Below are 21,623 nucleotides of genomic sequence, written 5' to 3' on the forward strand. Positions count from 1 at the left end.
TTCCAGGCGATTCAGGGGTGATGCAAGGGAAAGTCCTTTGTTTTCAATGTGATGGAAGCTGGCATGAACTGTGCAATATTCAGCCATCACCTTCAGGAGACAAAGAATGCAACGTCGCTACCTCGTCGCGCTGGCCACCCTGGCTGCCGCTGGCGCCTTGACCGTCCCGGCCTGGGCCCAGTCCAACGAGATCAAGATCGCTCACGTCTACAGCAAGACCGGCCCGCTCGAGGCCTACGGCAAGCAGACCCAGACCGGCTTCATGATGGGCCTGGACTACGCGACCGGCGGCACCATGACCGTCAACGGCAAGAAGATCGTCGTGATCGAGAAGGACGACCAGGGCAAGCCCGACCTTGGCAAGTCGCTGCTGGCCGCGGCCTACGCCGACGACAAGGCCGCGCTCGCGGTCGGCCCGACCTCCTCGGGCGTGGCGCTGGCGATGCTGCCGGTGGCCGAGGAATACAAGAAGATCCTGCTGGTCGAGCCCGCCGTGGCCGATTCGATCACCGGCGACAAGTGGAACAAGTACATCTTCCGCACCGGCCGCAACAGCTCGCAGGACGCGATCAGCAACGCGGTGGCGATCGACAAGCCCGGCGTCACGGTCGCCACGCTGGCCCAGGACAACGCCTTCGGCCGCGACGGCGTGAAGGCTTTCGGCACCGCGCTGAAGAAGGCCAAGCTGGTCCATGAGGAATACCTGCCGCCGGCGACCACCGACTTCACGGCCGGCGCGCAGCGGTTGATCGACAAGCTCAAGGACCAGCCGGGCCGCAAGATCATCTGGATCGTCTGGGCCGGTGCCGGCAACCCGTTCAAGATCGTCGACCTCGACTTGAAGCGCTATGGCATCGAGATCGCGACCGGCGGCAACATCCTGCCGGCGATGGCGGCCTACAAGGCGCTGCCGGGCATGGAAGGCGCGGCCTACTACTACTTCGGAATTCCGAAGAACCCGGTCAACGAGGCCATGGTCGCGATGCACTACAAGGAATTCAAGACCCCGCCGGACTTCTTCACGGCCGGCGGCTTCTCGGCCGCGATGGCGGTGGTGACGGCGCTCAAGAAGACCGGCGGCGACACCAGCACCAACAAGCTGATCACCGCCATGGAAGGCATGAGCTTCGACACGCCCAAGGGCAAGATGACCTTCCGCAAGGAAGACCACCAGGCGATGCAGAGCATGTACCACTTCAAGATCAAGGTCGATCCGGCGTTCGCCTGGGGCGTGCCGGAGCTGGTGCATGAGATCAAGCCGGAAGAGATGGACATCCCCATAAAAAACAAGCGCTAAAAAAAGCTCGCCCCCAGGTTGCCCCGCACTTCGTGTCGGGGCGCCCACCCCCTACCGGGGGCAACACCAGAGGCCCGGCAGAGCCGGTTCCTCGGTGTTTCACCAACGGGCCTGGCTGCGCCGGCCGGGTTCAATTCATGCTCGAAACCAAAGATCTCACCATTCGCTTCGGCGGACACGTGGCGGTGAATGCTGTCTCGTGCGCGTTCGCGCCGGGCACGCTCACTGCGATCGTCGGTCCCAATGGGGCCGGCAAGACCACGTACTTCAACCTGATCTCGGGGCAGCTCAAGGCGTCCGCGGGGACGGTGTCGCTCGACGGGCAATTGCTGTCGGGGCTGCCGGCCTCGGCGCGCACGCATGCGGGGCTCGGGCGCGCCTTCCAGTTGACGAACCTGTTCCCGAACCTCACGGTGCTCGAGAACGTGCGGCTCGCGGTGCAGGCGACGCGCGAGGGCGCGCACCGGCGCGGCCTCAACCTCTGGAGCATCTGGAGCGACCATCGCGCGCTGACCGAGCGCGCCGACCGGATCCTGGCCGACGTGGCGCTCAAGACCAAGGAACACGCGACCGTCGCCAGCCTGCCGCACGGCGACCAGCGCAAGCTCGAAGTGGCGCTGCTGATGGCGCTCGAGCCCAAGGTCTTCATGTTCGACGAACCCACGGCGGGCATGAACGCGGCCGAGGCCCCCGTGATCCTCGACCTGATCCGCAAGTTGAAGCAGGACAAGAGCAAGACCATCCTGCTGGTCGAGCACAAGATGGACGTGGTGCGCGAACTCGCCGACCGCATCATCGTGCTGCACAACGGGCAACTGGTGGCCGACGGCGAGCCGGCGGAGGTCATCGCCTCGCCCATCGTTCAAGAGGCCTACCTGGGCGTCGCGAAGGAGGCGGCATGAGCACGAATCTGCTCGAGATGAAGGGCGTGCACACGCACATCGGCGCGTACCACATCCTGCACGGCGTCGACCTGGCCGTGCCGCGCGGCCAGCTCACGATGCTGCTCGGCCGCAACGGGGCCGGCAAGACCACCACGCTGCGCACGCTGATGGGCCTGTGGCATGCCTCGCAAGGCAGCGTGCGCTTCGGCGACAAGGACATCACCGCGCTGCACACGCCGCAGATCGCCGAGCTCGGCATCGCCTACGTGCCCGAGAACATGGGCATCTTCTCGGACCTCACGGTCAAGGAGAACATGCTGCTGGCCGCGCGCCGCGCCAAGAACGCCGAGCAGATGGACGATGCGCGGCTCAAGTGGATCTTCAAGCTCTTCCCCGCGGTCGAGAAGTTCTGGAACCACCCGGCGGGCAAGCTGTCGGGCGGACAGAAGCAGATGCTCGCGGTGTCGCGCGCGATCGTCGAGCCGCGCGAGCTGCTGGTCATCGACGAGCCCAGCAAGGGTCTGGCGCCGGCCATCATCAACAACATGATCGACGCCTTCGGCGAACTCAAGCGCAGCGGCGTGACGATCCTGCTGGTCGAGCAGAACATCAGCTTCGCGCAGCGGCTGGGCGACACGGTGGCCGTGATGGACAACGGCCGCGTGGTCCATAGCGGCCCCATGGCCGCCTTCTCGGCCGACGAACAATTGCAGCAATCCCTGCTGGGACTGGCGCTATGAAAAACCTGGACTTTGACTGGAAGCCGTTGCTGCTGGTGCCGGTGCTTGCATTGATCGCGTTGCCGCTCACGGGCTCGGCCTCGACCTGGCTCACGCTCACGGTCGCCGGCCTTGCAATGGGCATGATCATCTTCATCATCGCCTCGGGCCTGACGCTGATCTTCGGCCTGATGGACGTGCTCAACTTCGGCCACGGCGTGTTCATCGCGCTCGGCGCCTTCGTGGCCAGCAGCGTGCTCGGCCTGATGGGCGACTGGACCGGCTCGGGCGCGCTGTGGCGCAATCTCGTGGCCGTGTTCCCCGCGATGCTGGTCGCGATGGCGGTCGCCGGGGCGGTCGGCCTGGCCTTCGAGCGCTTCATCGTGCGGCCCGTGTACGGCCAGCACCTGAAGCAGATCCTCATCACGATGGGCGGCATGATCATCGGCGAGGAGCTGATCAAGGTCATCTGGGGCCCGGCGCAGATCCCGCTGCCGCTGCCCGAAGCCTTGCGCGGTTCGCTGCTCATCGGCGATGCCGCGATCAGCAAGTACCGCATCCTCGCGGTGGTGATCGGCGTCTTCGTCTTCGGCCTGCTGGCCTGGACGCTGGGCCGCACCAAGATCGGCCTCCTGATCCGCGCCGGCGTGCAGGACCGCGAGATGGTCGAGTCGCTCGGCTACCGCATCGGCCGCCTCTTTGTCGGCGTCTTCGTGGTCGGCAGTGCGCTCGCGGGCCTGGGCGGCGTGATGTGGGGCCTGTTCCAGCAGAACCTGATTCCGCAGATGGGCGCGCAGGTCAATGTGCTGATCTTCATCGTGATCATCATCGGCGGCCTGGGCTCGACCGCCGGCGCACTGATCGGCGCCTTGCTGGTCGGCCTGATGACCAACTACATCGGCTTCATCGTCCCGACGCTGACCCAGTTCGCGAGCATCTTCCTGATGGTGGCGGTGCTGCTGTGGCGTCCGCAGGGCGTGTACCCCGTGGCCAATCGTTGAAGAGAAACCCATGCTGTCCCGTCTTCTTTCCAACGACCTGCCGCGCAGCCGCCTGCTGGCGCTGCTGCTCGCGGCCCTGGTGCTGGCGCTGGCCTTCGCACCCTTCCTGTTCCCGGGCGTCAAGGCGCTCAGCGTCGCGGCCAAGATCCTGGTCTTCATCGTGCTGGTGGCGAGCTTCGACCTGCTGCTGGGCTATACCGGGATCGTGAGCTTCGCGCACACGATGTTCTTCGGCATCGGCGCCTACGGCATCGCGATCTCGGCCAGCCGCCTGGGCGCCAGCTGGGGCGCGGTAGCGGTCGGCCTCGGCGCCGCGCTCGCGGTCTCGCTGGTGCTGTCGCTCGCGATCGGACTGTTCTCGCTGCGCGTGAGGGCGATCTTCTTCGCGATGATCACGCTGGCGGTCGCCTCCGCCTTCCAGACGCTGGCTTCGCAGTTGTCGGACTTCACGGGAGGCGAGGACGGCCTGACCTTCAAGCTGCCGGAGCTGATCTCGTCGAGCTTCGAGTTCGCCGAGGAGCCCTTCCTCGGCGTCTCGCTCGACGGCCGGCTGCTGTGCTACTACCTGCTCTTCGTCGCCACGGTGCTGCTGGTTCTTGCGCTGCTGCGGATCGTGAACTCGCCCTTCGGCCGTGTGCTGCAGGCGATCCGCGAGAACGAGTTCCGCGCCGAGGCGATCGGCTACCGCGTGGTGGTCTATCGGACCACGGCCTCGGTGCTGTCGGCGCTGTTCGCGACGCTGGCCGGCGCGATGCTCGCGATCTGGCTGCGCTACAACGGGCCCGACACCTCGCTGAGCTTCGAGATCATGGTCGACGTGCTCCTGATCGTGGTGATCGGCGGCATGGGCACCATCTACGGCGCGGTGGTCGGGGCGGTGCTGTTCGTCATTGCACAGAGCTACCTGCAGGACCTGCTGCGCATTGCCAGCGAAGCGGCCAGCGGCCTCGGCTGGCTGTCGGCACTGCTGTCGCCCGACCGCTGGCTGCTGTGGCTGGGGGTGCTGTTCGTGCTCTCCGTCTATTACTTCCCGACCGGCATCGTCGGCCGTTTGCGCGCGAGGGCATTGAAGTGAAACACCCCCGAAGCGCCTTCGGCGCCTCCCCCTCAAGGGGGCGATACCAGCGGCCCGGCGAAGCCGGTTCCGCGGTATCCCTGGCATTTGGCTGCGCCGGTTTCATGTGTCGCGGGTTACGCGATCGCGTCGTGGAGCACTGAGATGAATCTTCCGAGCTCGAACTACCTGAAACTCGCCGGCCGCGAGGTCCATTGGCTCGACTGGGGCCCGCGCGACGGCCCGGTGGTGGTGGCCTGGCACGGCCTCGCGCGCACCTGCCGCGACATGGATGAACTCGCTTCGCATTTCGCCGAGCGTGGCTTTCGCGTGATCTGCCCCGACACCATCGGCCGCGGGCTGAGCCAGTGGAGCCCGGTGCCGGACGACGAGTACCAGCTGTCCTTCTACGGCCGGCTCGCGCTCGGGCTGTTCGATGAACTGAAGCTCACGCGCGTGCACTGGGTCGGGACCTCGATGGGGGGTGCCATCGGCATGGTGTCGGCCTCGGGCCTGCTCGAGCCGACGATGAAGCCGCGCATCGCGAGCCTGGTGCTCAACGACAACGCGCCGCAGATCGCGGCGGCCGCGATCGCGCGCATTCGCTCGTATGCGGGCCAGCCGCCGGCCTTCGACACCGTGGTCGAACTCGAGCAGTTCTTCCGCACGGTCTACAAGCCCTATGGCTGGCTCAGCGATGCCCAATGGCGGCGGCTCACCGAGACCTCGACCTGCCGGCTGCCCGACGGCCGCGTGACGCCGCACTACGACCCGGCGATGGTGCGGCAGTTCGAAGCCCATCCCGACGACTACCTGCTGTGGGCGCACTACGACGCCATCGAGGCGCCGATGCTGTGCCTGCGCGGCGCCGAATCCGACCTGGTGCTGCCGGACACGCTGGACGAGATGCGCCGGCGCGGCCCCGGTGCGGCGGGCCGCCTGCAGGTGATCGAGGTTCCGGGCTGCGGCCATGCGCCTGCGCTCAACGTGCCTGCCCATCTGGACCCGATCGAGGCCTTTGTCCGAGCTGCCGGCACGTGATCGAAGGTGGTCCGACAATCGGGCCGCCCACTCAACACGGAGTCCTCCTTCATGGCGCTATCTCTCTACGACATTTCCGTCCCGGTGTTCAGCCGCGGACTCGGCCAGCTCTCGCATGTGCTGGACAAGGGCCTCGCGCATGCGCAGGCCTCGGGCATCGATCCGGTCGAACTCGTCAATGCGCGGCTGGCGCCGGACATGTTCACGCTGGCGGGGCAGGTGCAGAGCGCGAGCGACGCCTCCAAGCTCGGTACGGCGCGGCTGGCCGGCATCACGGCGCCGAGCTTTCCCGATACCGAGACCACCTATGCCGAGCTGCAGGCGCGGGTCGCGAAGACCATCGAATTTCTCCAGGGCGTGGACCGCACGCTGATCGACGGCGCCGAGGCGCGCGAGATCACGATGAAGGTGCGCGGCAATGAATTGAAGTTCACGGCCGAGCGCTACCTGCTGCAGTTTGCGCTGCCGAACTTCTTCTTCCACGTCACCACGGCCTACGACGTGCTGCGGCACAGGGGCGTGGCGCTCAGCAAGCTCGACTACCTCGGGCGCTTTTGAGCGCGCTGCGCCGCAGAACTAAGGGTAAACACCAGGTCTGAGCCGCACCGCGCCAACGAATTCCAGTCCGGACTTCCTCCGAGGATTGCGAATGTATGGCTCGTTGCGCGGGCGGTGCCTGTGATCGATCTCGCCCTGGCGTTCTCGGCCGGCGTGCTGACGGTGGCGGCGCCTTGCGTGCTGCCCATGCTGCCGATCGTGCTGGGCGCATCGATCGATGCGCCGGATCGCGTGCGGCCGCTCTTCATCACGGCCGGATTCGTCGCGGCGTTCGCTGGCGTGACGGTGGCGTTCAGCCTCTTCTCGCAGGTGGCAGGGCTCTCGGCCGAGGCCTTGCGCCATGCGGCCATCGCAGGGCTGCTGCTGTTCGGCCTGGCCATGCTGTGGCGCAGGCCCTTTGATGCGCTGTGGCAGCGCACCGGCGGGTCCTTGCAGCGTCTCGGCGCGGTGCGCAGCGGGCGGCCTCTGGGCGGCCGCCTCGGCGGCTTGGTGCTCGGCCTCAGTCTGGGTGCGGTGTGGACGCCCTGCGCCGGCCCCGTGCTCGGCGCGGCGCTGACCCTGCTGGCCACGGCGCCCGACCCGCGACGCGCGATGTTGCTGCTGTGCTGCTATGCGCTGGGCGCGGGCCTGCCGATGGTCGGCATCGCCTACGGCGGCCAGTGGGCCGGCAGGCGAATCCGCTGGGTCGCCTCGCATCTCGCGCCAGTGCAGCGGGTGTTCGGCGCGCTCGTCGTGGGGGTTGCCGTCGCGATGTTCTTCCAGGTCGACGTGCTGCTCACGGCGCGGCTGTCGGGCTTTCTGCCTTCACTCTCGCAAGGACTCTGACCATGACCACGATCTCCAGGCGACAGTTCTCCACGACCGCGCTGGGCGCTGCGATCGGCATCGCCACCGCGCCCTGGCCGGTACGGGCCGCGCCTTCGCAACTGCTGCGCGACGAGGGCGCCGCGCCCGAGTTCGCCGGCATCGAGAAGTGGCTCAACTCGGCACCCCTGAGCATCCAGGGACTGGCCGGCAAGGCGGTGCTGGTCGACTTCTGGACCTACTCGTGCATCAACTGCATCAACACCTTGCCGCACGTGGTGCGCTGGCACGAGATGTACAGGGACCAGGGGCTGGTCGTGGTGGGCGTGCACACGCCCGAGTTCGCGTTCGAGAAATCGGCCTCGAACGTGGAAGCCGCGTTGCAGCGCTTCAACATCCGCTATCCGGTGGCCCAGGACAACCGCTATCTGACCTGGAAGGCCTACGGCAACCAGTACTGGCCCGCGTTCTACCTGGTCGGCAGGTCGGGCCGCGTGATGCGGAAACACTTCGGCGAGGGCGAATACGCCGAGATGGAGGCCGCGATCCAGGCCGTGCTGGCGCAGAAGCCGCAAGCTTGAGCTTGCGGGCCGGCCGCCGATGCGGCGCATGCGTTCGTCAGGCTTCCAACCGTTCGCGTGGCTGCGTGCCGCGCTGTCTTCATGCCGTCGGCGCTCGGGTCGGCCACCCCGCCAGATGGCGTTCGGCGATGTCGGCCAGCGCCGTGATCCACGCCGGGCTGTCGTTGAGGCAGGCGATGTAGCGGAATTCCTTGCCGCCCGCATGCAGGAAGGCGTCGCGGCCCTCCATCGCGATTTCCTCGAGCGTCTCCAGGCAGTCGGCCGGAAAGCCCGGGCACATCACGTCGACGCGCGCGACGCCCGCCGCGCCGAGTTCGCGCAGCGTCGGCTCGGTATAGGGATCGAGCCATTTGGCGCGGCCGAAGCGCGACTGGAAGGTCACGCGGTAGTGCGACGGCGCGAGCGCGAGCCGCTCGGCCAGCAGGCGCGCGGTGGCCAGGCACTGCGCCTGGTAGGGGTCGCCGAGCCGGATGTTGCGCTCCGGGATGCCGTGGAAGCTCATCACCAGCTGGTCGCCGCGGCCGTTCTGCTGCCAGTGGCGCTGCACGCTCTGCGCCAGTGCGTCGATGTAGAGCGGGTCGTCGTGGTAGTCGTTGACGAAGCGGAACTCCGGCAGCCGGCGCACGCGCGCGCTCCAGGCATTGACCGCGTCGATCACGCTCGCGGTGGTGGTGGCCGAGTACTGGGGGTAGGCCTGCAGCAGCAGCACGCGCGTCACGCCCTCGGCCTTGAATTCATCGAGCCGGGCGGCGATCGAGGGCTTGCCGTAGCGCATGGCATCGCGCGTCTGCAACCGATGGCCGCGCTCGCCGAGCCAGCCGGCCAGCAGCAGGGCCTGCTTGCGGGTCCAGACTTTGAGCGGGGAGCCTTCGGGCGTCCAGATGCTGGCGTACTTGGCGGCTGACTTGGCCGGACGCGTGCGCAGGATGATGCCGTGCAGGATCAGCGCCCACAGCAGGCGCGGAATCTCGACCACGCGCGGATCGCCGAGGAAGTCGGCGAGATAGGGGCGTACCGCCTTCGCCGTCGGTTCGTCGGGCGAGCCGAGGTTGCACCAGAGCACCGCGGTGCGTTCCTCGGCGATGTCTGGGGCGGGCGGTTCGTCTCTGAAGGGCATGCGATATTCTCTGTCATGGCCCACGCGACCCCCGATTCCCTGACCCTCGACGTCAAGCGCGTCGCCGCGATTTCGCTCGATCTGGACGACACCCTGTGGCCGATCTGGCCGACCATCGAACGCGCCGAACGCGTGCTGCACGAATGGCTGCTGCGCGAAGCGCCGAAGACGGCCGACCTGCTGCTGACCCCCGGCATGCTGCGCGAGCTGCGGGAGGCCACGGCCAAGGAGCGTTCGGATCTCGCGCACGACCTGAGCGCGCTGCGCCGCGAGTCGATCCGCGGGGCGCTGCGGCGCGCCGGCGAGGACCCGGCGCTGGCCGAGCCGGCCTTCGACGTCTTCTTTGCCGAGCGACAGCGCGTGACGCTCTATGACGACGCGCTGCCGGCGCTCAAGTGGCTCAGCGAACGCTATCCGCTGGTGGCGGTCTCCAACGGCAATGCCGACATCCATCGCACCGGCGTCGGACGCTGGTTTCGTACCGCCTTCAATGCGCAGGCCTTCGGCAGCGGCAAACCGCATGCGCCGATCTTCCACGCCGCCGCGGCGTCGGTCGGGCTGCTGCCCAGGGACATGCTGCATGTCGGCGACGATGCCGCGCTCGATGTGGTGGGCGCGCTCGATGCGGGCATGCAGGCGGCCTGGCTGGTACGCGAGGAGCGGCCCTGGGAGCACGGTGCCCGGCCGCAGCTGATCGTGCCGAACCTGCACGCCCTGTGCGTGGCGCTGAACACCACGCGAAACTGATCCGGGCGTTCTCTACCGGGGCCCGCCGATCGCGCGTGCCACGCCTTCGTTCACCGTGGACTGGAGGTTGAAGTTCTTGACCATCCCGAGCCCATTGCTGCTGGCGTCGATCACGGTCTGGTTCACGATGTGCTGGTTGTTCAGGGTGTTCTGGATCACGGTGCCCGAGGTGCCGGCCTGCTGCGGCTCGAAGAGGTTGCCCGGGCCGTTCTGGACCAGGTTCAGGGCGGCCATCTGCTTGCCGAGCTGTGCGGCCTGCGCGGCGTTCAGCGTGTTCAGCTGCCCGAAGTTCAACGTCGTCTGCGTCACCAGGCTGCCATTGATGTAGACCGCGCGCGAAATGCCGAAGGTCACCAGCAGGCCGTTGCCGGGATCGAAGCCGCCGCGCAGATTGTCCAGCCTGCTGTCGCCGACCGCCATCCAGGTCTCGGCGTGCCGCTCGATGGGATCGAGCGGTCCGGCCCAGGCGGATGCGCTCAAGGCGCCCGCGAGCACCGACAGGATCAGGGCCGATCGAAGCACCGGGGCGCGGCGGGGGCGCATCAGAAGTCTCCCGGGCCGAACTTGGGCATCGTGATGTCGGTCATGCCGTCGCGTGCAATGCCGGTGCTCACCGGTGCCCTCGGCGCCGCGCGCCAGTCCGCCGCGAGGTTGAAGCGGGCCGATTCCATGCGGTTGTGGATCACGAACAGCAGGCCGTTCTGCCACATCTGCTCGAAGGTCTTGCGCGGCATCGCGCGCGTCCCCAGGGCGGGGTCGCCCAACAGCACCCGGTCCTGCTGCACGCCCTTGATGACGACGAAGTGGTGATAGCCGTCGGTGTTGATCAGCACGATGGCCGGAATGCGGGCCTCGTTGAGCTTGTCCAGCGGCTGCTCGAAGCCATCGGCCTCGAAGCCCTGCGCCGCCAGGAAGCGTTTCATGTCGAGCAGCGAGAAGCCTTCGGTGTGGATCTTCTTCTGGTCGCCATGCTCGTACATCTGCTGGAACACCGTCTCCTCGGTCACCGGAAAACCGTAGTGGTGGGTGAGCAGCGTGGCCAGGGCCGCCGAACCGCAGCTGAAGTCGTACTTCTGAATCAGCGTGCGTCCCGTGCGCGCCTGCTTCAGGCTGGTCAATGGAAGCACGACGTCGCCCATGGCGATCGACGGCATGTAGGCGCCGTCGGCGGCGGCCAGGTCGGCCGTCGCCAACAACGCGATGCAGAGCAACAGGCGGCGCATGGTGGCTGCCCCTCAGTTCATCTGCAGATTGAGGATTGTCGCGTTCTGTATCAGCACATTCGCGCCGGAGTTCTGGATCACGGTCGGCAGCCCGCTCATGTTGGAGAACGAACCGGCACTGATGGTGTTGTCGCCCGTCGTGACGTTGCGCGCCGAGTTGCCAGCGGTGACGCCGTGCAGGGTCATGTCGTTGTTCACGACTTCGGCGCCGCCGCGGGTGTTGGCCAGCGTGTCCGCGTCGGCCGGCTGGGCGACGAAGGCCACGCCTCGGGCGACGGTGCCGGGTGCGTCGCGCGTCGACTGCGAAGTCTGCGCCGCCCCCGTCGCCGGCAGCAGGATCCCGAGGGCCATGCAAATGGGCCCGAAGCGGGTGATGAATGTCATGGCGTCTCCCTTTGGCCAGCGGTGATAGCGAGCCGATCGCCGCCATACGCCCGGTGACCCGGGCCGCACGGTGACGATCGGTCTCATGCTTCGATCAGCGTCCCACGGACAGGTTGGCCTGCACGTTCACGCTTTGCTGAACCATCGAGGCGATGCCGCTGTTCTGGTTCGCGACCATGATCCCCGCCGCCGTCTGGCCGACGCTGGTCATGGTGTTGGACATGTTGAACGTGCCGGCGTTGACCGTTGCCGTGCCGCCTGCGCCGCCCGTGCCACCGTTGCCGGTGCCGCCGGTTCCGCCGTTGCCGGTATTGGTTCCGCCGTTGCCCGCACCGCCTGAGCCGCCCGTGCCGCTACCGCCCGCGCCGCCGGCGCCTGCGGAGTTGCTGCCGTTGCTGGCGCTGCCGTTGGTGGCGCTGCCGACAGTGCTCGAGCCACCGGCACCGCCCGTGCCCGCGCCGCCGGTCTGGGTGCCGGTCGCGGTGCTGGTGGCCGCACCACCGCCGCCGCCCGCACCGCCCGCTCCACCGGCACCGGTGGCGCCGGTCGCGCCGCCTGCGCCTGCCGTGCTGCTCGAACTGGCTGTGCCGCCCGCGCCGCTCGCGCCACCCGCGCCTGCCGTGCCGCTCGAACCGGCTGTGCCGCCGTTGCCGCCTGCGCCGCCCGGGGAACCGGCCAGGCCGCCGTCGCCACCTGAACCGCCTGAGCCTGCCGACGTTCCACCGGAACTGCCGCCGCCGCCGCCGCCGCCGGTCCGGCCGCCCAGAGCCGCGGACAGACTTCCGCTGCTTCCGCCGCGTCCGCTGTCACCGCTCGAACCGCCGCGTCCACCGTCGCCGCCACTGGACGAGGCGCGTCCGCTGCCGGTCAGGCCTGCGGCGATGCCGCCGAGGCCGTTGCCGCCTTCACCTGCCGTGGAATCGCCGATCGTGGCGCTGCCATGCGTGATGGCGCCGTTGGATGCGCTGCCACCCACCGCGCCGACCGCACCGGTGCCCGTGGCGCCGTTGCCGCCCGTGCCCGAGCCATAGGCTGCGCCGCCCTTGCCCGTGCCGCCACGTCCGCCATAGCCGTTGCCGCCCGCGACAGAGCCATTGTTGGTGGCGTAGTTGCCGATGTTGGACACGCTGTTGCCGGACACATAGCCCTCCAGCTTGCTCACCGCTGTCGCCTTCGCTGTGTTGAAGGCGTTGGTGAAGTTCGCGGTGGATCCATTGTTGACGGCCGCAGAACGCTCGGCACTGGCCTCGGCAGCACCCGAGTTCTTGTTGGTGCTGTCGCTGGTACGTGAACTCGTGCGCGAGCTGGTACTCGTGCTTGTGCTGGTACTCGTGCTGGTGTTGTTGCCCGCCACGGTCCGTTGATGGGTGTCCTGATCCGTGTCATTGGCGAACACCGAACCACTGAAGCCGAAGGCTAGTGCAATGGCCGAAGCCAGAAGTGTCTTTTTCATGAACCCTCCAGAAAGTTGAACAAGCTTGGTAATGACGTGCGTTGCCGCAAATCGATGGGCCATGTGCAACTTCAATGCCAGCAAATTACGGCTTGTTTCGCGAAGCCTTGCGCTCAGAGGCGAAGGCCCGATTTGCAGGCGTTCCGCACGATGAACGCAGGTCGCTGAGAGCAGGTCTGCGCAGGCGAACCAGCACCTGCTTTGTCACACTCGCTTGACGGCCGTTCGATGTAGCGCCGCGGCTGCGCGTCGAGGGGCCGACACCCCTTGCATCGACTCCGGCCTCCCGCAAGTCGCCCATTCCGTCTCACGCACGTGACAGTCGAAGTCGTGGAAGCAAGGCCTCGCTCAGGGCCTGCTCCCGACGCCGTGAGGCCAGGCTTGACGGAACGCGCCGCGCGCACAGCGCGGAGCCGCGGGACAGAAGCGCAACAGTTCTGAGACACCCCCGAAAATTGCTACAAGATGCTTACCTTTGATTGCAACTTGTAGCTTGGTGTGCTTGTTCTTTACGCTTAGGCTGCTGCGTGAAACGCTCCCACGAAGAAGCCAAAGAGAGAGGGAACACCTATGGAGACCTTCGGTCCGCACAGGGCGCTGGCATTGCTGGCCTGTTCGACACTGGCGTGGTCGGGTGCGACGGCTCAGGCGCAGAGTGCTTCTTCGAGTCGAAATGCCAACAAGCGCATGGAGGCACTCCAGCAGCAGGTCCAGGAGCAGGGCCGACAGATCGACGCGCTGAAGCAACAGTCCGACCAACAAGAAGCCCGCTACCGCGAACTGCAGGAACGGCTCGCGACCCAGGAGGCACGCGGCGCACCAAGCCCGGCAGGCACGCAGACTGCAAACAAGAAGGCGGCGGCGGAAGGCGAAGGCCCCGACTCCGGCTCGAGGCCGGTGCAGGTGGGTGTCGCGCCAGGCGACGAGAGTCCGCAGCCGCCGCAATACGCACAGCTGTTCGACGAGCCCGGCGTCCTCACGCCCAAGGGCAAGTTTGTCTTCGAGCCTTCGATGTTCTACGGCTATTCGTCGAGCAACCGCGTCGCATTGGTGGGCTACACGGTGATCCCGGCGCTGCTGATCGGCCTGGTCGATGTGCGGGAGTTCAAGCGCAACACCTTCATCGGCACGCTGACCGGACGCTGGGGCGCCACCAACCGGCTCGAGTTCGAAGCCAAGCTGCCCTATGTCGCGCGCTCGGACTCCACTATCAGCCGCGAGATATTCACCGGTTCGGCCTTCGACAACGTCTTCAACACCAAGGGCAACGGCGTCGGCGATGCCGAGTTCGCGGCCCGCTACCAGATCACCGATGGCAAGGACGGCAACCCCTATGTGATCGGTGGCCTGCGCTTCAAGTCCAAGACCGGCACGGATCCGTTCGAGGTCGCCACCGATTGCGTGACGCGCTGCATCGGCAACGCCACGGGCACCGGTCTGCCGCTGGACCTGGCGACCGGCTCGGGCTTCTATTCGCTGCAGCCGGGCATCACCTGGTTGCTGCCTTCCGACCCCGCGGTGTTCTTCGGCGGCTTCAACTTCACCTACAACTTCTCCCGCAGCGGAGTCAGCCGCTTGGTGCTGAACGGCGAAAGAGAGTTCATCGGCGACGTGAAGCCCGGCAATGTGTGGGGCCTGAATTTCGGCATGGGCCTGTCGATCAACGACCGTTCGTCGTTCAGCCTTGGCATGGAGATGTACTCGATCGGTCCGACCGAGCAGAACGGCCAGCGCGTGCTGGGCTCGGTGCGCACCCAGCTCGGCTCGTTGCTGCTCGGCTACTCGTACCGCTACAGCCCGAAGACCACCCTCAACGTGACCGTGGGCGCGGGATTGACGCGCGACACGCCCGACCTGCAGCTGACGGTCCGGGTGCCCATGTCGTTCTAGCCACAGCACAGGTGATCTCGCCATGCAGCAGCCAGGGAGCATTCTTTGCGTGACGCTCGGCGGCCAATCCAGCCGGGTGGCGGAGCAATTGCTCGCGAGGGGCTGGAACCTCAGTCCCGTTATGGACCTGGTGGCCGCGGGGCGGCTGCAGGCGCATCGTCATTTCACGCTCGGGCTGCTGGTGGTCGGCGCGGAAGCGAGCGTGACCGAGGCTGCGATGGAGGCTTGCGTCGCGGCCTCCCCAGGGGCTGAATGGGTGGCTGTCTGCGAGGCCCAGGCGCTCGAATCGCCGGCCTTTCGCGAGCTCGTCCTGGGGCACTTCTTCGATCACATGCTGCTGCCGCTCGACCTCCGCGAACTGGAGATGATCCTCGGCCACGCGTCGCAGCGGGCCATCCTGCGGCATCGCAACGAGGCCGAGCGCCGGTCCGCGGTGGACGCACTCGGCATGGTCGGGCAGGGGCCCGCGATCACGCGGCTGCGCGAGCAGATCCGCAAGGTCGCGGCGACCGAGGCGCCGGTTCTGATCGGCGGCGAAAGCGGCAGCGGCAAGGAGCTGGCCGCGCGCGCCATCCACCAGTGCTCGCAGCGTTCGGGCGGGCCGTTCGTCGCCGTCAATTGCGGCGCCATATCGCCGACCTTGATCCAGTCCGAACTGTTCGGCCACGAGCGGGGTGCCTTCACCGGCGCCTCGTCGGAACGACGCGGGCTGATCGAGGCGGCCAACGGCGGCACCATCTTCCTCGACGAGATCGGTGACCTGCCGCTTGAACTGCAGACCAATCTGCTGCGTTTCCTGCAGGAGAAGACGATCAGCCGCGTGGGCGGCGTGCGCAACCTGCATGTCGACGTGCGGGTGGTGGCCGCATCCCACGTGGACCTGGCCGAAGCCGTGGCGGTGGGGCAGTTCCGGGAAGACCTGTTCTACCGGCTCAACGTGCTGTCGATCGACGTCGAGCCGCTGCGCAGGCGGATGGAGGACGTGCCGATCCTGGCCGAATACTTCTTCCAGCTCTGCGTCGCCAAGAGCCACACCCGCGTGCGCGGATTCAGCCGACAGGCGCTGGCCGCGATGCTCGCGCACGGCTGGCCCGGCAACGTCCGCGAGTTGTTCAACCGGGTGCAGCGCGCGGTCGTCATGACCGACCGTCGCCTGATCGGGCCGACGGACCTGGGCCTCGAAGCGATCGAGAACGCCGTCGGCACGGGGCTGGATGCCGCGCGCACGACGGCCGAGCGCGACGTCATCTGCCTCACGCTGACCCGGGTCGGCCGTAACGTCACGCATGCCGCGCGCGAACTCGGCGTGTCGCGCATGACCTTGTACCGGTTGATGGACAAGCATGGCATCGCGCTGGAGTCGGAGTCGCGTCCTCAGGCGGCGCCTTCGTGGCCGGCCGCGACGCCGCCGATCCGCATGGCGCCAGCGATCCGGGACGCCGACCCGGTCGACGAAATGCTCAAGAAGACCGCGGCTGCCGGCTACCGATCCGACTGGACCGGCGCCGGCAAGCCGGCGAGCCGGGCCTAGGCCGGCCCTCGGCCGGCCCTAAATCGCCCGCGCGGCGGCGATCGCGCTGCGCACGGCGCCTTCGAGCGTGGCCGGATAGGCGCCCTCGACATAGTCGCCGCAGGCGATCAGGCCCTGTGCGACCTGCTGCGGCGGTCGACTCAGCCCCGGCGTGCAGGCGAAGGTGGCGCGCCGCTCGACCACCGTCAGCACAGGTTGCAGTGCGGCCAGGCCGAGCTGCGCGTGGGCCTGTGCCAACACCTGCCGCTGCAGCGTCTCGCGATCGGCGATGCTGGCGCTGACCACGAAGGCCAGCAGGCCATGCGGGCCGCCGAGCTGGCCGCGGTCGAAGACGAACTGCGCCGGCGCTTCCGGCCGGCTGCGCAGCGCCAGCACCGGCGCCGGCAGCGCTGCATCGCCGTGCAGGTAGATCGTGGCGATGGCTTCATGCTGCAGGGCATTGGCCGAGTCGGCCCAGCGCGGAGCCTCATCGGCGACCAGCCGAGCGGCCTCCCATGGCGCGCAGGCCAGCACCACGCCATCGAACGGCTGGCCGTCGACCCGCCAGCCGGCGCCTTCGCGCGCCAGGGTGCGCACCCGCCAGCCCGCTTCGGTCCGGGCCCCGCGCTGCCTGAGCCATCGATCGGCGGCATCCGGGAACAGCGCGCCGAGGTCGAGCCGCGGCAGCAACAGCGCCGACCCGCCCGGCGCCTTGAACAGTGCGTCGTCGAGCACCCGCAGGAACACCTGGCCACTGGCTTCGGCCGGCGGCGTGTTGAGGGCCGACAGGCACAGCGGCTCGGTGAGTTCGGCCTGCACGCGCGGCGTCAGGGTGGCGCACAGGCCGGCGACCGTCTCGGCCTCGGCGCAGGCGAAGCCCTGCCGCTGCCAGCACATCGCTGTCCGCAGCAGCGACAGCTTGTCCCGCCACGACCAGCCACGCGCGCCCAGCACGCCGGCCAGCACGTCGAGCGGCGCCAGGCGCCGCGTCGCCTGGTCGAGCCAGCGCGGCAACTGCGGCAGCGACAGGCCGCCGCCATCGGGAAAACGCAGCGCCAGCGGGATGCGCTGCAGCGCCGGGCCTTCCTCGATGCCGACCCGCGCCATCATCGCCAGCGTCTCGGTGTAGGCGCCGATCAGGATGTGCTGGCCGTTGTCGAGCATCACCTGCTCTCCATCGGGCAGCGTGGCGGGCACGGCGCGCGCGCGCCCACCCCATTGGCGGGCAGCCTCGAAGACACTGACCTGATGCCCGGCCAGCGTCGCCTCGACCGCGCAGGCCATGCCGGCCCACCCACCGCCGACCACGGCAAGGGTCATGGCTCGCCCCCAGGTTGCCCGCACTTCGTGTCGGGCGCCCACCCCCTACCGGGGGCAACACCAGTGGCCCGGCAAAGCCGGTTCCACGGTGTTTCACCAACGGGCCTGGCTGCGCCGGCCGGGTCAAAAGCAGGCGCTGAGTTTTGTCTTTCGGCTGCGCGTAGCGCGCCCGTTCGTGGGCAGTCGCGGAACCGGCTTTGCCGGGCCGCTGACTGCGCCCCCGGTAGGGGGTGGGCGGCTACACGAAGTGAGCCAACCTGGGGGCGAGTCACAGCCTTCCGAGCGCCTGCACGCGCCACGCCAGCCACAGCTTGCGCACCGGCGTCAGGCTCACACGCTGGTCGAGCACCTTGAAGTCGTCGCGCGCGATCTCCTCGAGCAGGGTTCGGTAGATGCTGGCCATCATCAGCCCGGGTTTCTGCGTCCGCCGGTCGGCTGTCGGCAGCAGCGAGAGGGCTTCGTCATAGGCACGCAGCGCTCTCTCGGCCTGGAACTTCATCAGCGCCACGAAGCGCTCGGAGTGCACCCGGTTCAGGATCTCGTGCGCCTTGACGTCGAACTGCTGCAACTCGTTGACCGGCAGGTAGATGCGACCGCGCCGCGCATCCTCGCCGACGTCGCGGATGATGTTGGTCAGTTGCAGCGCGAGGCCCAGCTTGTGCGCGTAGTCGGTGGTCTGCGGATCGGTCTGGCCGAAGATCCGCGCCGCGCCTTCGCCCACCACGCCGGCCACCAGATGGCAATAGCGGCGCAGCGCCGGGAAGTCGAGATAGCGGGTCTGGTCGAGGTCCATCTGGCAGCCCTCGATCACTTGCTGCAACTGCCGTTCCTCGATGCCGTAGGCGGCCGCATGCGGCATCAGCGCCTGCGTCGCCGGATGGTGCGGCTGGCCGGCGAAGGCCTGGGCCACTTCGGTGCGCCACCAGGCGAGCTTGGTCGCCGCCACGCCCGGGTCGCTGACCTCGTCGACCACGTCGTCGATCTCGCGGCAGAAGGCATAGAAGGCGGTGATGGCCGCGCGGCGCGGCTTCGGGAGAAACAGGAATGCGTAATAGAAACTGCTGCCCGATGCAGCGGCCTTGTCCTGGACGTACTGCTCGGGGGTCATCGTGCGGGCCTCTTCATGCGGCTGATTGTCTCCGCATCCGCAGGGCCCGCCAGGCGAGCCGCGGCGCGTCGGCGCGGCCGATGGTCGGGCGTTGCGAAAAACTGTCGCAGCCCTGGGCCTCGATCTTGTCGAGGATGCGGCTGCCGCCCTGGACCACGAAGCGCAGTTCCCAGCCGGCGCGACCGGGCAGGCGATGCACGAGCGGCGCGCCTTCGTGCATCAGCGCACGCGCCCAGGCGACCTGGCTCGCGACCAAGGCGATCGCCTGGCCGGGCGGCGCCGCCCGCCCGAGCGGTACGAAGGTCTCGAAATCGCCTGTGGCGAGCCCGTGGGCGCGGCAGTCCTCCTGCGGCAGGTAGCGCCGGCCGCGCGGCAGATCGACGCTCAGGTCCTGCCAGAAATTGATCAGTTGCAGCGCACTGCAGATGGCGTCGCTCTGGGCCAGCGAGCGGGCATCGTCGACGCCGTACAGGTGAAGCAGCAAGCGCCCCACCGGGTTGGCCGAGCGGCGGCAGTAGTCCAGCAATTCCGCGCGATCGGCATAGCCGGCGCGGTCGCGGGTTTTCGCAATGTCCTGCCTGAAGGCGGACAGCAGGTCGGCGAGCAGGTTTTCCGGCAGCGCGAAATCGCGCATCGAACCGGCGAGCGGCCCGAACACCTCGGGCCAGCGGGCCGAGGGCGCGGCACCGCGGGCGGCCGCCGAAAGATCGGCGCGGAAGGCCTGCAGGGCGTCGAGCCGGGCCGCCGGATGGGCGTCGCCCTCGTCGGCGATGTCGTCCGCGGTGCGCGCGAAAGCATAGATGGCCGCGATGGGCGGCCGCAGCCGGGGAGGGCACAACCAGGAGGCGACGGGGAAGTTCTCGTAGTGCGTCGGCGCGGCTGCGAGCAGGGGGGGAGATGTGGATGGCACGCGGCCGATTGTCCCGCAGGCTACGATCGCAGCGCCAACGGGCCCGCCACCATGAACACACCGACTCAGAAGCCGAATCCCTCCGACCCCGCGGCGCATCGAGCGGGCGGGCCGCTGCTGATGGTCGCCGCCCTCGGCGTGGTCTTCGGCGACATCGGCACCTCGCCGCTCTATGCCTTCAAGGAAACCCTGAACCCGGAGCACGGCGTGCCGTTCACGCCCGACGCGGTGCTGGGGCTGTTGTCGCTGATCTTCTGGGGGCTGATGTTCGTCGTGACGCTGAAATACGTGGTGTTCGTGCTGCGCGCCGATCACGACGGCGAAGGCGGCATCCTCGCGCTGCAGGCGCTGGCCGGCAACGCGGTGTCCGATCCGCCGGCCCGGCGCTGGGTCGTGCATGTGATCGGCCTGCTGGGCCTGGTGGGTGCCGCCACTTTCTATGGCGACAGCCTGATCACGCCGGCCATCTCCGTCCTGTCGGCCGTCGAGGGCCTCGAAGTCCAGGCGCCGGGATTGCAGCCGTTCGTGATTCCGATCACGGTCGCGATCCTGCTCGCGTTCTTCGCGGTCCAGCGCAAGGGCACCGGCGTGGTCGGCAAGATCTTCGGGCCGGTGATGCTGCTGTGGTTCGTCCTGATCGCATTGGCGGGGCTGTGGCAGGTGCTGCAGCAGCCCCAGGTGCTGGCGGCGCTCGACCCGCGCCGCGCGCTCGGCTTCCTGGTGGTCCACCGCGCCCAGTCGCTGGGGGTGCTGGGCGCGGTCTTCCTGGCTTTCACGGGGGGCGAAGCGCTCTATGCCGACATGGGTCATTTCGGCGCCGGGCCGATCCGGCTGGCCTGGCTCTTCATCGCCTTGCCAGGGCTGGTCCTGAACTATTTCGGCCAGGGCGCGCTGGTGCTGGCGAATCCGGCCGCCATCGACAACCCCTTTTTCAGGCTCTTTCCGTCCTGGGCCGTGGTGCCGATGGTGGTGCTGGCCGCGATGGCCACCGTGATCGCTTCGCAGGCGGTGATCTCGGGCGCCTTCTCGATCACGGCGCAAGCCATGCGCATGGGCTATCTGCCGCGCATGCGGATCATCCAGACCTCCGGCGAAACCATCGGCCAGATCTACGTGCCGACCATCAACTGGCTGCTGATGGTCGGTGTGCTTCTGCTGGTGCTGGGGTTCCAAAGCTCGAGCGCCCTGTCTGCGGCCTATGGGATCGCGGTCTCGATCACGATGGTGACGACCACGCTGCTGACCGGTGTGGTCGCCTGGCGGCTCTGGCGCTGGAACCGGGCGGCCGTGGTGGCCGGGGTGCTGGTCTTCGCGGTGGTCGATCTCACGTTCGTGGTGGCGAACAGCCTGAAGGTCATGCAGGGCGGCTGGCTCACGCTGGCGGTGGCGGTGGCGGTGATGCTGCTGTTCACGACCTGGGGCAAGGGCCGGCGGCTCGGACTGGCGGCGGCGGAGGCCGAGCGCCTGCCGCTGGTACCTTTCGTCCAGTCGCTCGAGACCCACATGCCGCACCGGGTCCGGGGCACCGCCGTGTTCCTCAACGCAGATGCCGAGTCGGTGCCGCATGCGCTGCTGCACAACCTCAAGCACAACCAGGTGCTGCACGAACAGGTGATCGTGCTCCGGGTGCTGGCCTGCAACACCCCGCGCATCGATGCGCGCCAGCGGATCGAGGCCGAGTCGCTCGGCAGCGGCGTGTGGGTCGTCACCGCGCGCCACGGCTACATGGAGCGGGCCGACGTGCCCGAATTCATCCGCATCCTGGCCTACCAGCGGGGCCTGGCCTGCGAGTCGATGACGACCTCGTACTTCGTCTCGCGGGCCGCGATCGTCGACCTGCCGGGCATGAACCCGTTGCGCCGCGCCCTGTTCAGCTGGCTGCAGCGCAACGCGGGCCGGGCCTCCGACTACTTCGAGTTGCCGGGCAATCGGCTCGTGGAGATGGGCCAGCGGGGGTAGGTGGCCCCCCACGCTCCCTCACTTCGTGTGGTCGCTGCCCCCCCGAGGGGGGCGCAGGCCGCC

Annotated in this window: 21 protein-coding genes; 13 read left to right on the plus strand and 8 right to left on the minus strand. The window is 68.1% G+C overall.

Features of this window, described 5'->3' with window-relative positions:
- Nucleotides 1-106 precede the first annotated feature (106 nt).
- The 9 genes from AC1D2O_RS08140 to AC1D2O_RS08180 all read left to right on the plus strand — a co-directional run bounded on the left by AC1D2O_RS08140 (nucleotide 107) and on the right by AC1D2O_RS08180 (nucleotide 7,939).
- The gene (locus tag AC1D2O_RS08140) at nucleotides 107-1,297 is read left to right on the plus strand and encodes a substrate-binding domain-containing protein (RefSeq protein ID WP_478094083.1); all 1,191 of its coding nucleotides are present in this window, start codon (nucleotides 107-109) and stop codon (nucleotides 1,295-1,297) included.
- A gap of 137 nt (nucleotides 1,298-1,434) precedes the next feature.
- On the plus strand, nucleotides 1,435-2,199 hold the full coding sequence (locus AC1D2O_RS08145) for an ABC transporter ATP-binding protein (RefSeq protein WP_478094085.1): 765 nt from the start codon (nucleotides 1,435-1,437) through the stop codon (nucleotides 2,197-2,199).
- Nucleotides 2,196-2,921 carry an ABC transporter ATP-binding protein gene (locus AC1D2O_RS08150; protein WP_478094087.1) on the plus strand — a complete coding sequence of 242 codons (726 nt, stop codon included), beginning with the start codon at nucleotides 2,196-2,198 and terminating at the stop codon, nucleotides 2,919-2,921. The genes AC1D2O_RS08145 and AC1D2O_RS08150 overlap by 4 nt, the downstream gene beginning before the upstream one ends.
- A complete protein-coding gene (locus AC1D2O_RS08155; RefSeq protein ID WP_478156685.1) occupies nucleotides 2,918-3,901 on the plus strand; it encodes a branched-chain amino acid ABC transporter permease in 984 nt (327 codons plus the stop codon). Before AC1D2O_RS08150 ends, AC1D2O_RS08155 begins: the two co-directional genes overlap by 4 nt.
- Nucleotides 3,902-3,911: 10 nt before the next feature.
- The gene (locus AC1D2O_RS08160; RefSeq protein ID WP_478094864.1) at nucleotides 3,912-4,976 is read left to right on the plus strand and encodes a branched-chain amino acid ABC transporter permease; all 1,065 of its coding nucleotides are present in this window, start codon (nucleotides 3,912-3,914) and stop codon (nucleotides 4,974-4,976) included.
- Between the two features lie 144 nt (nucleotides 4,977-5,120).
- The gene (locus AC1D2O_RS08165) at nucleotides 5,121-5,996 is read left to right on the plus strand and encodes an alpha/beta fold hydrolase (RefSeq protein ID WP_478156687.1); all 876 of its coding nucleotides are present in this window, start codon (nucleotides 5,121-5,123) and stop codon (nucleotides 5,994-5,996) included.
- A gap of 51 nt (nucleotides 5,997-6,047) precedes the next feature.
- Nucleotides 6,048-6,554 carry a DUF1993 domain-containing protein gene (locus tag AC1D2O_RS08170; RefSeq protein ID WP_478094834.1) on the plus strand — a complete coding sequence of 169 codons (507 nt, stop codon included), beginning with the start codon at nucleotides 6,048-6,050 and terminating at the stop codon, nucleotides 6,552-6,554.
- A gap of 120 nt (nucleotides 6,555-6,674) precedes the next feature.
- The gene (locus tag AC1D2O_RS08175) at nucleotides 6,675-7,379 is read left to right on the plus strand and encodes a cytochrome c biogenesis CcdA family protein (protein WP_478156689.1); all 705 of its coding nucleotides are present in this window, start codon (nucleotides 6,675-6,677) and stop codon (nucleotides 7,377-7,379) included.
- 2 nt (nucleotides 7,380-7,381) lie between these two features.
- On the plus strand, nucleotides 7,382-7,939 hold the full coding sequence (locus tag AC1D2O_RS08180; protein ID WP_478093396.1) for a thioredoxin family protein: 558 nt from the start codon (nucleotides 7,382-7,384) through the stop codon (nucleotides 7,937-7,939).
- Between the two features lie 79 nt (nucleotides 7,940-8,018).
- On the opposite strand, the gene hemH is transcribed toward AC1D2O_RS08180, so the two are convergent.
- Nucleotides 8,019-9,056: a ferrochelatase gene (gene hemH, locus AC1D2O_RS08185; protein ID WP_478093395.1), complete on the minus strand. Its 1,038-nt coding sequence runs from the start codon at nucleotides 9,054-9,056 to the stop codon at nucleotides 8,019-8,021.
- A 15-nt stretch (nucleotides 9,057-9,071) separates the two neighbouring features.
- Here hemH and AC1D2O_RS08190 point away from each other — a divergent pair, with 15 nt between their 5' ends.
- Complete coding sequence (locus AC1D2O_RS08190; protein ID WP_478093394.1) at nucleotides 9,072-9,803, plus strand: HAD family hydrolase; 732 nt, start codon at nucleotides 9,072-9,074, stop codon at nucleotides 9,801-9,803.
- A 12-nt stretch (nucleotides 9,804-9,815) separates the two neighbouring features.
- Here AC1D2O_RS08190 and AC1D2O_RS08195 read toward each other — a convergent pair whose 3' ends face one another.
- From AC1D2O_RS08195 to AC1D2O_RS08210, 4 genes are all read right to left on the minus strand, one after another.
- On the minus strand, nucleotides 9,816-10,346 hold the full coding sequence (locus AC1D2O_RS08195; protein WP_478093392.1) for a hypothetical protein: 531 nt from the start codon (nucleotides 10,344-10,346) through the stop codon (nucleotides 9,816-9,818).
- Nucleotides 10,346-11,026 (minus strand): C39 family peptidase, encoded by a 681-nt coding sequence (locus AC1D2O_RS08200; protein ID WP_478093390.1) that lies wholly within the window; start codon nucleotides 11,024-11,026, stop codon nucleotides 10,346-10,348. Before AC1D2O_RS08200 ends, AC1D2O_RS08195 begins: the two co-directional genes overlap by 1 nt.
- Before the next feature lie 12 nt (nucleotides 11,027-11,038).
- Nucleotides 11,039-11,410, minus strand: a complete 372-nt coding sequence (locus tag AC1D2O_RS08205; RefSeq protein WP_478093389.1) for a hypothetical protein — start codon at nucleotides 11,408-11,410, stop codon at nucleotides 11,039-11,041.
- Between the two features lie 94 nt (nucleotides 11,411-11,504).
- Nucleotides 11,505-12,863, minus strand: a complete 1,359-nt coding sequence (locus AC1D2O_RS08210) for a hypothetical protein (RefSeq protein WP_478156706.1) — start codon at nucleotides 12,861-12,863, stop codon at nucleotides 11,505-11,507.
- Nucleotides 12,864-13,550: 687 nt separating this feature from the next.
- On the opposite strand from AC1D2O_RS08210, the gene AC1D2O_RS08215 reads away from it, so the two are divergent.
- A complete protein-coding gene (locus AC1D2O_RS08215; protein ID WP_478090928.1) occupies nucleotides 13,551-14,753 on the plus strand; it encodes an acetate kinase in 1,203 nt (400 codons plus the stop codon).
- Between the two features lie 22 nt (nucleotides 14,754-14,775).
- Entirely contained in the window at nucleotides 14,776-16,284 is a 1,509-nt protein-coding gene (locus tag AC1D2O_RS08220) for a sigma-54 interaction domain-containing protein (RefSeq protein WP_478090929.1), read from the plus strand.
- An 18-nt stretch (nucleotides 16,285-16,302) separates the two neighbouring features.
- On the opposite strand, the gene hpnE is transcribed toward AC1D2O_RS08220, so the two are convergent.
- From hpnE to hpnC, 3 genes are all read right to left on the minus strand, one after another.
- Entirely contained in the window at nucleotides 16,303-17,583 is a 1,281-nt protein-coding gene (gene hpnE, locus AC1D2O_RS08225) for a hydroxysqualene dehydroxylase HpnE (RefSeq protein WP_478090930.1), read from the minus strand.
- A 268-nt stretch (nucleotides 17,584-17,851) separates the two neighbouring features.
- Nucleotides 17,852-18,691: a presqualene diphosphate synthase HpnD gene (hpnD, locus tag AC1D2O_RS08230; protein WP_478090931.1), complete on the minus strand. Its 840-nt coding sequence runs from the start codon at nucleotides 18,689-18,691 to the stop codon at nucleotides 17,852-17,854.
- A gap of 13 nt (nucleotides 18,692-18,704) precedes the next feature.
- Nucleotides 18,705-19,601, minus strand: a complete 897-nt coding sequence (hpnC, locus tag AC1D2O_RS08235) for a squalene synthase HpnC (RefSeq protein ID WP_478090932.1) — start codon at nucleotides 19,599-19,601, stop codon at nucleotides 18,705-18,707.
- 120 nt (nucleotides 19,602-19,721) lie between these two features.
- Between hpnC and AC1D2O_RS08240 the strand changes: the two genes are divergently transcribed.
- Complete coding sequence (locus AC1D2O_RS08240; RefSeq protein ID WP_478090933.1) at nucleotides 19,722-21,560, plus strand: potassium transporter Kup; 1,839 nt, start codon at nucleotides 19,722-19,724, stop codon at nucleotides 21,558-21,560.
- The last annotated feature ends 63 nt before the right edge of the window (nucleotides 21,561-21,623 follow it).

Source organism: Variovorax sp. P1_G12 (genome assembly GCF_056405555.1).

Coding starts and splice junctions, on each gene's coding strand:
- AC1D2O_RS08140 (WP_478094083.1), top strand. CDS start 107: ATGCAACGTCGCTACCTCGTCGCGCTGGCCACCCTGGCTGCCGCTGGC.
- AC1D2O_RS08145 (WP_478094085.1), top strand. CDS start 1,435: ATGCTCGAAACCAAAGATCTCACCATTCGCTTCGGCGGACACGTGGCG.
- AC1D2O_RS08150 (WP_478094087.1), top strand. CDS start 2,196: ATGAGCACGAATCTGCTCGAGATGAAGGGCGTGCACACGCACATCGGC.
- AC1D2O_RS08155 (WP_478156685.1), top strand. CDS start 2,918: ATGAAAAACCTGGACTTTGACTGGAAGCCGTTGCTGCTGGTGCCGGTG.
- AC1D2O_RS08160 (WP_478094864.1), top strand. CDS start 3,912: ATGCTGTCCCGTCTTCTTTCCAACGACCTGCCGCGCAGCCGCCTGCTG.
- AC1D2O_RS08165 (WP_478156687.1), top strand. CDS start 5,121: ATGAATCTTCCGAGCTCGAACTACCTGAAACTCGCCGGCCGCGAGGTC.
- AC1D2O_RS08170 (WP_478094834.1), top strand. CDS start 6,048: ATGGCGCTATCTCTCTACGACATTTCCGTCCCGGTGTTCAGCCGCGGA.
- AC1D2O_RS08180 (WP_478093396.1), top strand. CDS start 7,382: ATGACCACGATCTCCAGGCGACAGTTCTCCACGACCGCGCTGGGCGCT.
- hemH (WP_478093395.1), bottom strand. CDS start 9,056: ATGCCCTTCAGAGACGAACCGCCCGCCCCAGACATCGCCGAGGAACGC.
- AC1D2O_RS08190 (WP_478093394.1), top strand. CDS start 9,072: ATGGCCCACGCGACCCCCGATTCCCTGACCCTCGACGTCAAGCGCGTC.
- AC1D2O_RS08195 (WP_478093392.1), bottom strand. CDS start 10,346: ATGCGCCCCCGCCGCGCCCCGGTGCTTCGATCGGCCCTGATCCTGTCG.
- AC1D2O_RS08200 (WP_478093390.1), bottom strand. CDS start 11,026: ATGCGCCGCCTGTTGCTCTGCATCGCGTTGTTGGCGACGGCCGACCTG.
- AC1D2O_RS08205 (WP_478093389.1), bottom strand. CDS start 11,410: ATGACATTCATCACCCGCTTCGGGCCCATTTGCATGGCCCTCGGGATC.
- AC1D2O_RS08210 (WP_478156706.1), bottom strand. CDS start 12,863: ATGAAAAAGACACTTCTGGCTTCGGCCATTGCACTAGCCTTCGGCTTC.
- AC1D2O_RS08215 (WP_478090928.1), top strand. CDS start 13,551: ATGGAGGCACTCCAGCAGCAGGTCCAGGAGCAGGGCCGACAGATCGAC.
- AC1D2O_RS08220 (WP_478090929.1), top strand. CDS start 14,776: ATGCAGCAGCCAGGGAGCATTCTTTGCGTGACGCTCGGCGGCCAATCC.
- hpnE (WP_478090930.1), bottom strand. CDS start 17,583: ATGACCCTTGCCGTGGTCGGCGGTGGGTGGGCCGGCATGGCCTGCGCG.
- hpnD (WP_478090931.1), bottom strand. CDS start 18,691: ATGACCCCCGAGCAGTACGTCCAGGACAAGGCCGCTGCATCGGGCAGC.
- AC1D2O_RS08240 (WP_478090933.1), top strand. CDS start 19,722: ATGGTCGCCGCCCTCGGCGTGGTCTTCGGCGACATCGGCACCTCGCCG.